This is a genomic window from Pseudomonas anuradhapurensis (genome assembly GCF_014269225.2).
GTDB classification, from domain to species: Bacteria; Pseudomonadota; Gammaproteobacteria; order Pseudomonadales; family Pseudomonadaceae; genus Aquipseudomonas; species Aquipseudomonas anuradhapurensis.
On sequence record NZ_CP077097.1, the window covers coordinates 149979 to 165880 of the forward strand.

Annotated in this window: 1 protein-coding gene; it reads left to right on the forward strand. The window is 60.1% G+C overall.

Features of this window, described 5'->3' with window-relative positions; genetic code table 11:
• Positions 1–235 precede the first annotated feature (235 nt).
• On the forward strand, positions 236–15898 hold the full coding sequence (locus HU763_RS00700) for a retention module-containing protein (protein WP_217884022.1): 15663 nt from the start codon (positions 236–238) through the stop codon (positions 15896–15898).
• Positions 15899–15902 lie beyond the last annotated feature (4 nt).

Below are 15902 nucleotides of genomic sequence, written 5' to 3' on the forward strand. Positions count from 1 at the left end.
GTTGTTCCCAGGAAACGTTTGGCTAGGGTTCAAATATCAATGTGACATTACATTGCCGATTGTTTAGGATGGCATGTATAAGGTCAATAGTTTGGCAGTTATACAATCCTCAATCGTTATAGACGGAATATTGACGCCAAAAAGCGTCAACAGATCATCGACATAGTTCCGCCTGAAGTGGCTTGTGAGTGCCGCTCTGGCAGGGAAGTACCCATCGGGTCACACGGAGAGTCCAATGAGCAGCGTTGTAGCCATCGTCAAAAGTATTGTCGGCCAGGTTATTGCGGTATCCCCAGAGGGCATCCGGCGTGTACTGATTGAAGGAGATCGTCTGCTGGCCGGTGAGGAAGTGCTCACCGGCCCGGGCGGCGCAGTTACTCTGGAGCTGGCCGATGGCCGTCTGCTCGACCTGGGCCGCGATAGCCAATGGAGCGCTGATGCACCTGACAGCGGCGCCGACCTGAGCCAGGCGACTGCCCAGGCCGCACCGTCGGTGGAGGAACTGCAACAGGCGATCGCTGCCGGTGTCGACCCGACTACCGAACTGGAAGCGACTGCGGCTGGCCCATCGGCGGCGGGCGGTGGTGGTGCGCTGGGCGGTGGCCACAGCTTTGTCATGCTCGAAGAAACGGCAGGCCGGGTTGATCCTACCGTCGGCTTCCAGACTGAAGGGCTGGGTTTTGCCGCGGCGCCTGGTGACGAAGAGGTTGGCGTGCTGGACACAACCAGCAACAACCTGGTGACCACGCCGCCGACTGAAACCAATGTCATTACCGACCTGGTTCTGGGTGCTACACCCTCAATCAGCGAAGCGGGCGGCGTAATTGTTTATACCGCCACGGTTGGTCAGGCTCCGACCAGCAATCTGATCGTCACCCTGTCCAATGGTGCCGTCATCGTCATTCCCGCCGGGCAGACCAGCGGTAGCATCAACGTGGTAGTCCCGGCGAACGATACCCCGTATATCGATGGTGGTCAGATTTCGACGACCGTGACGGGTACCAGCGGAGGCAATGGTTTGACGGTGACAGTGCCGCAAACGCCAGCGGTTACCCAGGTTACCGATACCATCGACACCACGACTGCCACCCTGACGGCTACCCCGTCCGTGAGCGAGGGTGGTGTTATCACTTACACCGTGACCCTGAGCAATCCGGCCCAGACTCCGGTGACCGTGACCCTGTCCAACGGCCAGACCATCACTGTTGAAGCGGGCAAGACCCAGGGCAGTGTTGACTTCGAGACTCCGGCGAACGACGTCTACAACAATGGCTCGACCGTCAGCACCACGATTACCGGCGCGACCGGTGGCAACTTCGAGCAACTGACCCCGAACCCGACTCCGGCCCAGACCACTATCAATGACACGGTCGACACCACTACCGCGACTCTGACAGCCACGCCTTCGGTAACCGAAGGTGGCGTCATCACTTACACCGTGACCCTGAGCAATCCAGCCCAGACTCCGGTGACCGTGACTCTGTCCAACGGTCAGACCATCACCGTTGAAGCCGGCAAGACCCAGGGCAGCGTCGACTTCGAGACCCCAGCGAACGACGTCTACAACAACGGCTCGACCGTCAGCACCACGATTACCGGCGCAACCGGTGGCAACTTCGAGCAGTTGACCCCGAACCCGGCTCCGGCTCAGACCACGATCAATGACTCGGTCGACATTACTACCGCGACTCTGACAGCCACTCCTTCGGTGACTGAAGGTGGCGTCATCACCTACACCGTGACCCTGAGCAACCCTGCTCAGACCCCGGTAACCGTGACCCTGTCCAACGGGCAGACCATCACCGTGGAAGCCGGCAAGACCCAGGGCAGCGTCGACTTCGAGACCCCGGCGAACGACGTCTACAACAATGGCTCGACCGTCAGCACCACGATTACCGGCGCAACCGGTGGCAACTTCGAGCAGCTGACCCCGAACCCGGCCCCGGCTCAGACCACGATCAACGACTCGGTCGACACCACCACTGCGACCCTGACGGCTACCCCGTCGGTAACCGAAGGCGGCGTCATCACCTACACCGTGACCCTGAGCAATCCGGCCCAGACTCCGGTGACCGTGACCCTGTCCAACGGTCAGACCATCACCGTTGAAGCGGGCAAGACCCAAGGCAGCGTTGACTTCGCGACTCCGGCGAACGACGTCTACAACAATGGTTCGACTGTCAGTACCACGATTACCGGTGCGACCGGTGGCAACTTCGAGCAGCTGACCCCGAACCCGACTCCGGCCCAGACCACGATCAATGACTCGGTCGACACCACTACCGCGACTCTGACAGCCACGCCTTCGGTAACCGAAGGTGGCGTCATCACCTACACCGTGACGCTGAGCAACCCTGCTCAGACTCCGGTGACTGTGACCCTGTCCAACGGGCAGACCATCACCGTTGAGGCCGGCAAGACTCAGGGCAGCGTTGATTTCGCGACTCCGGCGAACGACGTCTACAACAACGGTTCGACCGTCAGTACCACGATTACCGGTGCCACTGGCGGCAACTTCGAGCAGCTGACCCCGAACCCGACTCCGGCCCAGACCACGATCAACGATTCGGTCGACATTACTACCGCGACCCTGACAGCCACGCCTTCGGTAACCGAAGGTGGCGTCATCACCTACACCGTGACCCTGAGCAATCCGGCCCAGACTCCGGTGACCGTGACCTTGTCCAACGGCCAGACTATCACCGTGGAAGCGGGCAAGACCCAGGGTAGCGTTGACTTCGAGACTCCGGCGAACGACGTCTACAACAACGGTTCGACCGTCAGCACAACGATTACCGGTGCGACCGGTGGCAACTTCGAGCAACTGACCCCGAACCCGACTCCGGCCCAGACCACGATCAACGATTCGGTCGACATTACTACCGCGACCCTGACAGCCACTCCTTCGGTGACTGAGGGTGGTGTCATCACCTACACCGTGACCCTGAGCAATCCGGCCCAGACTCCGGTGACCGTGACCTTGTCCAACGGCCAGACTATCACCGTGGAAGCGGGCAAGACCCAGGGTAGCGTCGACTTCGAGACCCCAGCGAACGACGTCTACAACAACGGCTCGACCGTCAGCACCACGATTACCGGCGCAACTGGTGGCAACTTCGAGCAGTTGACCCCGAACCCGGCTCCGGCTCAGACCACGATCAATGACTCGGTCGACATTACCACTGCGACCCTGACAGCCACTCCTTCGGTAACCGAGGGTGGTGTCATCACTTACACCGTGACCCTGAGCAATCCAGCCCAGACTCCGGTGACCGTGACTCTGTCCAACGGTCAGACCATCACCGTTGAAGCTGGCAAGACCCAGGGCAGCGTCGACTTCGAGACTCCGGCGAACGATGTCTATAACAACGGCTCGACCGTCAGCACCACGATTACCGGCGCAACCGGTGGCAACTTCGAGCAGCTGACCCCGAACCCGGCTCCGGCTCAGACCACGATCAATGACTCGGTCGACATTACTACCGCGACTCTGACAGCCACTCCTTCGGTGACTGAAGGTGGCGTCATCACCTACACCGTGACCCTGAGCAACCCTGCTCAGACCCCGGTAACCGTGACCCTGTCCAACGGGCAGACCATCACCGTGGAAGCCGGCAAGACCCAGGGCAGCGTCGACTTCGAGACCCCGGCGAACGATGTCTATAACAACGGCTCGACCGTCAGCACCACGATTACCGGCGCAACCGGTGGCAACTTCGAGCAGCTGACCCCGAACCCGGCTCCGGCTCAGACCACGATCAATGACTCGGTCGACACCACCACTGCGACCCTGACGGCTACCCCATCGGTGACCGAAGGTGGTGTTATCACTTACACCGTGACCCTGAGCAATCCAGCCCAGACTCCGGTGAACGTGACCCTGTCCAACGGGCAGACCATCACGGTTGAAGCGGGCAAGACCCAGGGCAGTGTCGATTTCGAGACCCCGGCGAACGACGTCTACAACAACGGTTCGACCGTCAGCACCACGATTACCGGCGCGACCGGTGGCAACTTCGAGCAGCTGGTTCCGAACCCGGCTCCGGCCCAGACCACGATCAATGACTCGGTCGACATTACCACTGCGACCCTGACAGCCACTCCTTCGGTAACCGAGGGTGGTGTCATCACTTACACCGTGACCCTGAGCAATCCAGCCCAGACTCCGGTGAACGTGACCCTGTCCAACGGGCAGACCATCACTGTTGAAGCGGGCAAGACCCAGGGCAGCGTTGACTTCGAGACTCCGGCGAACGATGTCTATAACAACGGTTCGACCGTCAGCACCACGATTACCGGCGCAACCGGTGGTAACTTCGAGCAGCTGACCCCGAACCCGGCCCCGGCACAGACCACGATCAACGACTCGGTCGACACCACCACTGCGACCCTGACGGCTACCCCATCGGTAACCGAAGGCGGCGTCATCACCTACACCGTGACCCTGAGCAATCCAGCCCAGACTCCGGTGACGGTGACCCTGTCCAACGGCCAGACCATCACGGTCGAGGCCGGCAAGACCCAGGGCAGCGTCGATTTCGCGACTCCGGCGAACGATGTCTACAACAACGGCTCGACCGTCAGCACCACGATTACCGGTGCAACCGGTGGCAACTTCGAGCAGTTGGTCCCGAACCCGACTCCGGCTTCTACCGTCATCAATGACAGCATTGATACCGTCACGGTAAGTATCGTCAGCAATGGCAATGTGACTGAAGATCAGCAGCCGTCCTTTACCGTGAAGGTAAGCCAGGCGCTGGATCGACCATTGACCGTAACCCTGTCTAACGGCGAGACCGTGACCATCGAGGCAGGTAAAACCGAAGTCGAATACAAAACGCCAGCCCAGGGCGATGACGTCATCAAGGACGCCGGCTCTATTACCCTGAGCGTTACTGACGCCACTGTTCCGGGTGCCACTTTCGAGAAGCTGGCCTTGGGTGGCCCAGCTACCGTTGAGATCTCGGATACTATCAGTGAGGTCGTGGCCAAGCTGACCGCCACCCCTTCGGTTACCGAAGGTGGCCAAATCACCTATACCGTGACCTTGACCAACCAAGACGGCCTGCCAATCGACAAGCACGGCGCGCTGACCTTCACGCTGAACGATGGCACCACCATCACCGTGCCGGCGAACAGCACTACCGGCAGCACCACTGTCACTGCGCCGGACAACGTCTACGTCGGTGCCAACGACCCTGTGATCAAGTCGATCGCCTCGGTCAGCGGCAACGATGTCGGCAAGTTCGAGCAACTGACTTTGGACAAGACCCCAGTCAGCACCACTGTCACTGACGAACCGGGTACTCCGGGCAACGAAGGCGACCTGGTCAAGGTCACCATCACCGCCGACCAGCCTTCGGTGGCCGAGAACGTCAAGCCGACCTTCACCGTGCACATCAACCAGGCCCTGGCCCACGACCTGGTCGTGACCCTGAGCAATAATGCCCAGGTCACCATCAAGGCGGGTGAGACCAGCGCAGCGTACGAACACGCGGCCCAAGGCGATGATGTCTACAAGGACTCGGGTGAACTCAGCCTGGGCATCAAGTCCGCCGTGGACGTCGATGGTCGTACCTTCGAAAACCTGCAACTGGGCGATGCCGCCAAGGTTCAGGTCACCGACACCACTGACGAAGTGGTGGCCAAGCTGACTGCGACGCCGTCGGTTACCGAAGGTGGCGTAATCACCTACACCGTGACCCTGACCAACAAAGACGGCCTGCCGATCGACAAGCACGGTGCGCTGACCTTTACGCTGAACGATGGCACTACCATCACCGTTCCGGCGAACAGCACTACCGGCAGCATAAATGTCACTGCGCCGGACAATGTCTACGCAGGTGCCAATGATCCGGTTGTTAAGTCCATCGCCACCGTTGATGGCGTTGACGCCGGCAAGTTCGAGCAACTGACTCTGGACAAGACCCCGGTCAGCACCACGGTCACCGACGAGCCAGGTACGCCGGGCAACCCAGGCGGCAACAACGAAGGCGACCTGGTCATGGTCACTATCACTGCCGACCAGTCTTCGGTGGCCGAGAACGTCAAACCGACCTTCACCGTGCACATCAACCAAGCCCTGGCCCACGACCTGGTCGTGACCCTGAGCAACAATGCCCAGGTCACCATCAAGGCGGGTGAAACCAGCGCAGCGTACGAGCACGCGGCCCAAGGCGATGACGTGTACAAGGATGCGGGCGAAGTCAGCCTGGGTATCAAGTCCGCGGTGGACGCCGATGGCCGTACCTTCGAGAACCTGCAACTGGGCGATGCCGCCAAGGTTCAGGTCACCGACACCACTGACGAAGTGGTGGCCAAACTGACCGCAACGCCGTCGGTTACCGAAGGCGGCGAGATCACCTACACCATCACGCTGACCAATAAAGACGGCTTGCCGATCAACAACCACTCGGAGCTGTACTTCAAGCTGACCGATGGTACAACCGTCGTTGTGGCAGCCAACAGCACCACCGGTTCGGCTACTGCAGCCGCGCCTGACAACGTCTACGTCGGTGCCAACCAACCGGTGGTCAATGCCATCGAGGCGGTCAGTGGTGCGGATGTCTGGAAATTCGAAAATCTGAATCTGGACAAGACTCCGGTCAGCACTTCCGTCACCGACGAGCCGGGTACCCCGGGCAACGAAGGCGACCTGGTCAAAGTAACCATCACCGCCGACCAGCCTTCGGTGGCTGAAAACGTCAAACCGACCTTCACGGTGCACATCAACCAGGCCCTGGCCCATGACCTGGTCGTGACCCTGAGCAACAATGCCCAGGTCACCATCAAGGCGGGTGAGACCAGTGCAGCATACGAGCATGCTGCGCAGGGAGATGACGTCTACAAGGACTCGGGTGAACTCAGCCTGGGCATCAAGTCCGCTGTGGACGTCGATGGTCGTACCTTCGAGAACCTGCAACTGGGCGATGCGGCCAAGGTTCAGGTCACCGATACCACTGACGAAGTGGTGGCCAAGCTGACCGCAACGCCGTCGGTTACCGAAGGCGGCGAGATCACCTACACCATCACGCTGACCAATAAAGACGGTCTGCCGATCGACAACCACTCGGAGTTGTACTTCAAGCTGAGTGATGGCACCACAGTCGTCGTGGCAGCCAACAGCACTACCGGTTCGGCTACTGCAGCCGCGCCAGACAACGTCTACGTCGGTGCCAACCAACCGGTGGTCAATGCCATCGAGGCAGTCAGCGGTGCAGATGTCTGGAAGTTCGAAAATCTCAATCTGGACAAGACCCCCGTCAGCACCACTGTCACTGACGAACCGGGCACCCCAGGCAACGAAGGCGATCTGGTCAAGGTGACTATCACTGCCGACCAGCCTTCGGTGGCCGAGAACGTCAAGCCGACCTTCACCGTGCACATCAACCAGGCACTTGCCCACGATCTGGTCGTGACCCTGAGCAACAATGCCCAGGTCACCATCAAGGCGGGTGAAACCAGCGCAGCGTACGAGCACGCGGCACAAGGCGATGATGTGTACAAGGATGCGGGCGAAGTCAGCCTGGGCATCAAGTCCGCCGTGGACGTCGATGGTCGTACCTTCGAAAACCTGCAGCTGGGCGATGCGGCCAAGGTTCAGGTCACTGACACTACCGACGAAGTCGTGGCCAAGCTGACCGCCACCCCTTCGGTTACCGAAGGCGGTGACATCACCTACACCGTAACCCTGACCAACAAAGACGGCCTGCCGATCGACAAGCACGGTGCGCTGACCTTCACGCTGAACGATGGCACCACCATCACCGTGCCAGCTAATAGCACGACCGGTTCGGCCACTGTCACCGCTCCGGACAACGTCTATGTCGGCGCTAACGACCCTGTGGTCAAATCGATCGCCTCGGTCAGCGGCACCGACGTCGGCAAGTTCGAGCAACTGACTCTGGACAAGACGCCCGTCAGCACCACCGTCACCGACGAGCCGGGTACTCCAGGCAACGAAGGCGATCTGGTCAAGGTGACTATCACTGCCGACCAGCCTTCGGTGGCCGAGAACGTCAAACCGACCTTCACCGTGCACATCAACCAAGCCCTGGCCCACGACCTGGTCGTGACCCTGAGCAACAATGCCCAGGTCACCATCAAGGCGGGTGAAACCAGCGCAGCGTACGAGCACGCGGCACAAGGCGATGACGTGTACAAGGATGCGGGCGAAGTCAGCCTGGGCATCAAATCCGCCGTGGACGTCGATGGTCGTACCTTCGAAAACCTGCAACTGGGCGATGCGGCCAAGGTCCAGGTCACCGACACCACTGACGAAGTGGTGGCCAAGCTGACCGCTACCCCTTCGGTTACCGAAGGCGGCGTAATCACTTACACCGTGACCCTGACCAACAAAGACGGCCTGCCGATCGACAAGCATGGCGCGCTGACTTTCACGCTGAACGATGGCACCACCATCACCGTGCCGGCTAATGGCACGACCGGTTCGGTCACGGTCACCGCTCCGGACAACGTATACGTAGGCGCCAACGACCCCGTGATCAAGTCGATCGCGTCGGTCAGCGGCACCGACGCCGGCAAGTTCGAGCAACTGACCCTCGACAAGACGCCGGTCAGCACCACGGTCACCGACGAGCCGGGTACTCCAGGCAACGAAGGCGACCTGGTCAAGGTCACCATCACTGCCGACCAGCCTTCGGTGGCCGAGAACGTCAAACCGACCTTCACGGTAAACATCAACCAGGCACTGGCCCACGATCTCGTCGTGACCCTGAGCAACAACGCCCAGGTCACCATCAAAGCCGGCCAGACCAGCGCAGCGTACGAGCACGCAGCACAAGGCGATGACGTCTACAAGGACGCAGGCGAAGTAAGCCTGGGTATCAAGTCGGCTGTGGACGTCGATGGCCGTACCTTCGAGAACCTGCAACTGGGTGATGCGGCCAAGGTTCAGGTCACTGACACCACTGACGAAGTGGTGGCCAAGCTGACCGCTACCCCTTCGGTTACCGAAGGCGGCGTAATCACTTACACCGTGACCCTGACCAACAAAGACGGCCTGCCGATCGACAAGCATGGCGCGCTGACTTTCACGCTGAACGATGGCACCACCATCACCGTGCCGGCTAATGGCACGACCGGTTCGGTCACTGTCACCGCTCCGGACAACGTCTATGTCGGCGCTAACGACCCTGTGGTCAAATCGATCGCTTCGGTGAGCGGCACCGACGTCGGTAAGTTCGAACAGCTGACCCTGGACAAGACCCCCGTCAGCACCACTGTCACTGACGAGCCAGGTACGCCGGGCAATCCAGGTGGCAACAACGAAGGTGACTTGGTCAAAGTCACCATCACCGCCGACCAACCTTCGGTGGCCGAGAACGTCAAACCGACCTTCACCGTGCACATCAACCAGGCACTTGCCCACGATCTGGTCGTGACCCTGAGCAACAATGCCCAGGTCACCATCAAGGCGGGTGAGACCAGCGCAGCGTACGAGCACGCGGCCCAAGGCGATGACGTGTACAAGGATGCGGGCGAAGTCAGCCTGGGCATCAAATCCGCCGTGGACGTCGATGGTCGTACCTTCGAAAACCTGCAACTGGGCGATGCGGCCAAGGTTCAGGTCACTGACACCACTGACGAAGTGGTGGCCAAACTGACCGCCACCCCTTCGGTTACCGAAGGTGGTGACATCACCTACACCATCACCCTGACCAACAAAGATGGCCTGCCGATCGACAAGCATGGCGTGCTGACCTTTACGCTGAACGATGGCACCACCATCACTGTTCCGGCGAACAGCACTACCGGCAGCACTACTGTCGCTGCGCCGGACAACGTCTACACCGGTGCCAACGATCCGGTTGTGAAGTCCATCGCTACCGTTGATGGGGTTGATGCCGGCAAGTTCGAGCAACTGACCCTGGACAAGACGCCCGTCAGCACCACCGTCACCGACGAGCCGGGTACTCCAGGCAACGAAGGCGATCTGGTCAAGGTGACTATCACCGCCGACCAGCCTTCGGTGGCCGAAAACGTCAAACCGACCTTCACCGTGCACATTAACCAGGCACTCGCCCACGATCTGGTCGTGACCCTGAGCAACAATGCCCAGGTCACCATCAAGGCGGGTGAGACCAGCGCAGCCTACGAACACGCGGCCCAAGGCGATGACGTCTACAAGGACTCGGGTGAACTCAGCCTGGGCATCAAGTCCGCCGTGGACGTCGATGGCCGTACCTTCGAGAACCTGCAACTGGGTGATGCGGCCAAGGTTCAGGTCACTGACACCACTGACGAAGTGGTGGCCAAGCTGACCGCTACCCCTTCGGTTACCGAAGGCGGCGTAATCACTTACACCGTGACCCTGACCAACAAAGACGGCCTGCCGATCGACAAGCATGGCGCGCTGACTTTCACGCTGAACGATGGCACCACCATCACCGTGCCGGCTAATGGCACGACCGGTTCGGTCACTGTCACCGCTCCGGACAACGTCTATGTCGGCGCTAACGACCCTGTGGTCAAATCGATCGCTTCGGTGAGCGGCACCGACGTCGGTAAGTTCGAACAGCTGACCCTGGACAAGACCCCCGTCAGCACCACTGTCACTGACGAGCCAGGTACGCCGGGCAATCCAGGTGGCAACAACGAAGGTGACTTGGTCAAAGTCACCATCACCGCCGACCAACCTTCGGTGGCCGAGAACGTCAAACCGACCTTCACCGTGCACATCAACCAGGCACTTGCCCACGATCTGGTCGTGACCCTGAGCAACAATGTCCAGGTCACCATCAAGGCGGGTGAGACCAGCGCAGCGTACGAGCACGCGGCCCAAGGCGATGACGTGTACAAGGATGCGGGCGAAGTCAGCCTGGGCATCAAATCCGCCGTGGACGTTGATGGTCGTACCTTCGAAAACCTGCAACTGGGCGATGCGGCCAAGGTTCAGGTCACTGACACCACCGACGAAGTCGTGGCCAAGCTGACCGCCACCCCTTCGGTTACCGAAGGCGGTGACATCACCTACACCGTAACCCTGACCAACAAAGACGGCCTGCCGATCGACAAGCATGGCGCGCTGACTTTCACGCTGAACGATGGCACCACCATCACCGTGCCAGCTAATAGCACGACCGGTTCGGCCACTGTCACCGCTCCGGACAACGTCTATGTCGGCGCTAACGACCCTGTGGTCAAATCGATCGCCTCGGTCAGCGGCACCGACGTCGGCAAGTTCGAGCAACTGACTCTGGACAAGACGCCCGTCAGCACCACCGTCACCGACGAGCCGGGTACTCCAGGCAACGAAGGCGATCTGGTCAAGGTGACTATCACTGCCGACCAGCCTTCGGTGGCCGAGAACGTCAAACCGACCTTCACCGTGCACATCAACCAAGCCCTGGCCCACGACCTGGTCGTGACCCTGAGCAACAATGCCCAGGTCACCATCAAGGCGGGTGAAACCAGCGCAGCGTACGAGCACGCGGCACAAGGCGATGACGTGTACAAGGATGCGGGCGAAGTCAGCCTGGGCATCAAATCCGCCGTGGACGTCGATGGTCGTACCTTCGAAAACCTGCAACTGGGCGATGCGGCCAAGGTCCAGGTCACCGACACCACTGACGAAGTGGTGGCCAAGCTGACCGCTACCCCTTCGGTTACCGAAGGCGGCGTAATCACTTACACCGTGACCCTGACCAACAAAGACGGCCTGCCGATCGACAAGCATGGCGCGCTGACTTTCACGCTGAACGATGGCACCACCATCACCGTGCCGGCTAATGGCACGACCGGTTCGGTCACGGTCACCGCTCCGGACAACGTATACGTAGGCGCCAACGACCCCGTGATCAAGTCGATCGCGTCGGTCAGCGGCACCGACGCCGGCAAGTTCGAGCAACTGACCCTCGACAAGACGCCGGTCAGCACCACGGTCACCGACGAGCCGGGTACTCCAGGCAACGAAGGCGACCTGGTCAAGGTCACCATCACTGCCGACCAGCCTTCGGTGGCCGAGAACGTCAAACCGACCTTCACGGTAAACATCAACCAGGCACTGGCCCACGATCTCGTCGTGACCCTGAGCAACAACGCCCAGGTCACCATCAAAGCCGGCCAGACCAGCGCAGCGTACGAGCACGCAGCACAAGGCGATGACGTCTACAAGGACGCAGGCGAAGTAAGCCTGGGTATCAAGTCGGCTGTGGACGTCGATGGCCGTACCTTCGAAAACCTGCAACTTGGCGATGCGGCCAAGGTTCAGGTCACCGACACCACTGACGAAGTGGTGGCCAAACTGACCGCAACACCGTCGGTTACCGAAGGCGGGGTAATCACCTACACCGTGACCCTGACCAACAAAGACGGCTTGCCGATCGACAAGCACAACGCGCTGACCTTCACCCTGAACGACGGCACCACCATCACCGTGCCGGCGAACAGTACTACGGGCAGCACCACTGTCACTGCGCCAGACAACGTTTACGCAGGTGCCAACGACCCCGTGATCAAGTCGATCGCGTCGGTCAGCGGCAGCGACGTCGGCAAGTTCGAACAGCTGACCCTGGACAAGACCCCGGTAAGCACCACCGTGACCGATGAGCCAGGCAGCGGGCAGGGCGATGTCACCACGGTTGGCATCAGCGGTAGTACGTCGCTGACCGAAGGCGAAACCGGCCACTACACGCTGGCCCTGAGCAACCCATCGAAGTCTGAGGTAAACATTACCCTCAGCTACAGCGGCACTGCCAAGAATGGCGAGGACTTCACCGGTGTCACCACTGTGAAGATCCCGGCCAACAGCACTGGCACCACCTTCGACATCGCGACCATTGACGACAAGCTTGTCGAGGGTACCGAGAACTTCACCGTGAAGATCGAAAGTGCCACCGGTGGCAGCTTCGAGAACCTGAAGGTCGACAGCAGCAATGCCAGCGTGACCACGGCCATCCTCGACAATGACCACTTGCCGGTTTCTCCTGGCGGTGCAGTGTTTGGCGTGGAAGACACCGACTACGTGTTTGCCTGGGGCGATTTCAAAGTCACCGATGCCGATACCAACACCGGCTTGTCCGTGACCATTACCTCGCTACCGGCTGCGGGTAGCCTGCAGTTCTTCAACGGTACAACGTGGGTGAACGTGACCGTTGGCCAGGTGGTCAGCCAGGCTGATATTACGGCCAACAACCTCAAGTTCGTTCCGGCTCCCAACCAGTCAGGTACGGACAACTACGGAGGGAATGGCGTAGGTAACCAGCAGGCCGACTACGCGCAGTTCAAGTTCAAGCCGAACGATGGCACCAACCTGGGCAGTGAAGTGACCATGAAGGTCGACATCAGCCCGGTTGCCGACAAGCCGACCCTGAGCTTCGGCAGCGCCGAGATCGAGTCCAAAGGCCTGACCAAGGAAGTTTGGACCAGCCTCAAAGGCCTGGGTACCGACGGTAGTGGCATTACCGGCGACGCCCTGAAGACGGTCTTTGCCAACTCCGGCAATGCCAACGCCAGCAGCACCACCACCAATGTGCAGTCCGATGGCAGCGTCAGTGCTGGTACCGGCTCGAAAACCTCCGGCCTGATCTATCTGGAAGCCGGCAAGACCTACAACTTCAGCGGCACCGCCGACGACAGCTTCGTGGTCACCATCGGTGGCAAGACTGTGGTCACCGCCACCTGGGGCGCGGGTGGCCAGGTTTCGGGCAGCTTCACCCCGAACACCAGTGGCTACTACCCGATCGAGGTCTACCATGCCAACCAGACTGGGCCAGGCAGCTACGACCTTAACATCCAGGTCGGCTCGGGTGCTGTCACCGACCTGAGCAGCTCGAACATCAAGATGTACCAGAACGTGACCGAGATGGCCAACGCAGGCCTGGGCGTGTCCGACCTGCACACCGTCAATGGCCAGAGCTACTACGACGGCTACAAGCTCAATGAAGGGCCGGAAGGTGGTTCGGTGAAACTGGTCGGTATCTCGACCGCGCTGACCGATACCGACGGTTCCGAGAGCCTGAGCGTATCCCTCAGCGGTATTCCGAAAGGCACCGTGCTGAGCGATGGCGCAGGCCACACTGTCACGGTCGGTACGGGCCCCGTAGACGTGACCGGCTGGAAACTCAGCAGCCTGACGCTGACTCCGCCGGCCTACTTCAAAGGTTCGTTCGACATCACGGTCACTTCGGTCGCGACCGAAAGCGTGGGCGGTTCGGCTGTCACCACCGGCAATATTCCGGTGACCGTATACGCTGCCACCTATAAAGCCAACGTTGGTACTTCGGGCAACGATACGATGACCGGCGGCGAAGGCAACGACATCATGGTCGCCGACGTATCCGGGCTGAACGTGGTTCAGGGCAAGAACTACAACATTGCCTTTATCGTCGACAGCTCCGGCAGTATGAGCGACAAGTCGATTTCGGACGCGAAGACTCAGCTGGCCTCGGTGTTCAATACGCTCAAGGCCAGCCTGGGTTCGGATACTTCGGGCACGGTCAACATCTTCCTGGTCGACTTCGATACCCAGGTCAAGCAGAACGTGGCGGTGAACCTTGCCGACCCGAATGCCCTGAGCAAGCTGCAGTCCGTGTTGAACTCCATGGCGAGCGGTGGTGGTACCAACTATGAAGACGTGTTCAAGGCTACGGCCAACTTCTTCAAGAGCACCATGGCCAGCAGTAACACCAATGCCGAGAACCTGACCTACTTCATCACCGACGGCAAGCCGACCTACTACCAGAGCGGGGAGAGCACCAACCCGCGGCTGTGGACCAACGGCAAGTATCTGGATGACGTGGTCAACGTCAACAACTACAAACTCGGCGACACTTTCAGCGTTTGGGCCGACGCCACTCACAAAGTCGAGATCAGCAGCAGTGGCTCGGTCAAGGTTCTGACCTACGGCGAGAACAAGAAAGGGGAGTTGGTGCTGCAGTCCACCAACACCGTCGGCACCTTGCATGCCCAGGGCGATGGCACCTATGAGTTCTCCAGCCTGGACGGTTCGGGCTACGGTGAGTACTGGAACTACCAGGAGTCGGCAGCAGGCACTACCGCCAGCTTCAACCTGCTCGGTGGCACCAACGGCGTGAGTAAAGTGCAGGCGATTGGCTTGAACAGCGATGTCACGCTGAACGACCTGAAACCGTACGACTCTGCTGGCAAACCCCAGGCAGGCATTGACCCGTCCGATCTGGCCAAGGCGATTCTCGGCCATTCCGAGGCGACCTTGCCGGGCGCCGACAGCCTTGATGGCGGCAATGGCAACGACATCATCTTCGGCGACCTGATCACCCTCGACGGTGTCGTCAGCGAAGGCTACCAAGCGCTGCAGACCTATGTGGCACAGAAGAGCGGCGTCGAAGCCAGTGCCATTACCACCAGCAACGTCCACCAGTACATTACCGAGCACTACAACGAGTTCGATATTTCCGGTGCCAACGACGGCCACGACTTCCTGTCGGGCGGCAATGGCAATGACATCCTCTTTGGTCAGGGGGGTAACGACACGCTGGATGGTGGCAAAGGTAACGACATCCTGCTGGGCGGTACCGGCAACGACACCCTCATCGGCGGCCAGGGTAACGATATCCTGATCGGCGGAAGCGGTGCCGACACCTTCGTGTGGAAGGCTGGTGACATCGGCAACGATGTGATCAAGGACTTCAAGGTGGCCGAGGGCGACCGGATCGACCTGAAGGACCTGCTCCAGGGCGAGAAGGGCAGCACCATCGACAACTACCTGAAGCTCACCACGGTGGAAGGCACGACGACACTGCAGGTGAGCAGCGAAGGCAAGCTGAACGCCGAAGGTGGTATCGCCAATGCTGATGTGACCATCAAGCTGGAAGGGGTGAACTGGTCCAACACCACGATCAACTCGTTGATCAGCGGTGCTGACCCGACCATCATCATCCACAACAAGGACAGCTGATAGC

What these genes read in the sequence shown, in the direction of transcription:
- HU763_RS00700 (WP_217884022.1), top strand. Translation starts at nt 236, where the DNA reads ATGAGCAGCGTTGTAGCCATCGTCAAAAGTATTGTCGGCCAGGTTATT.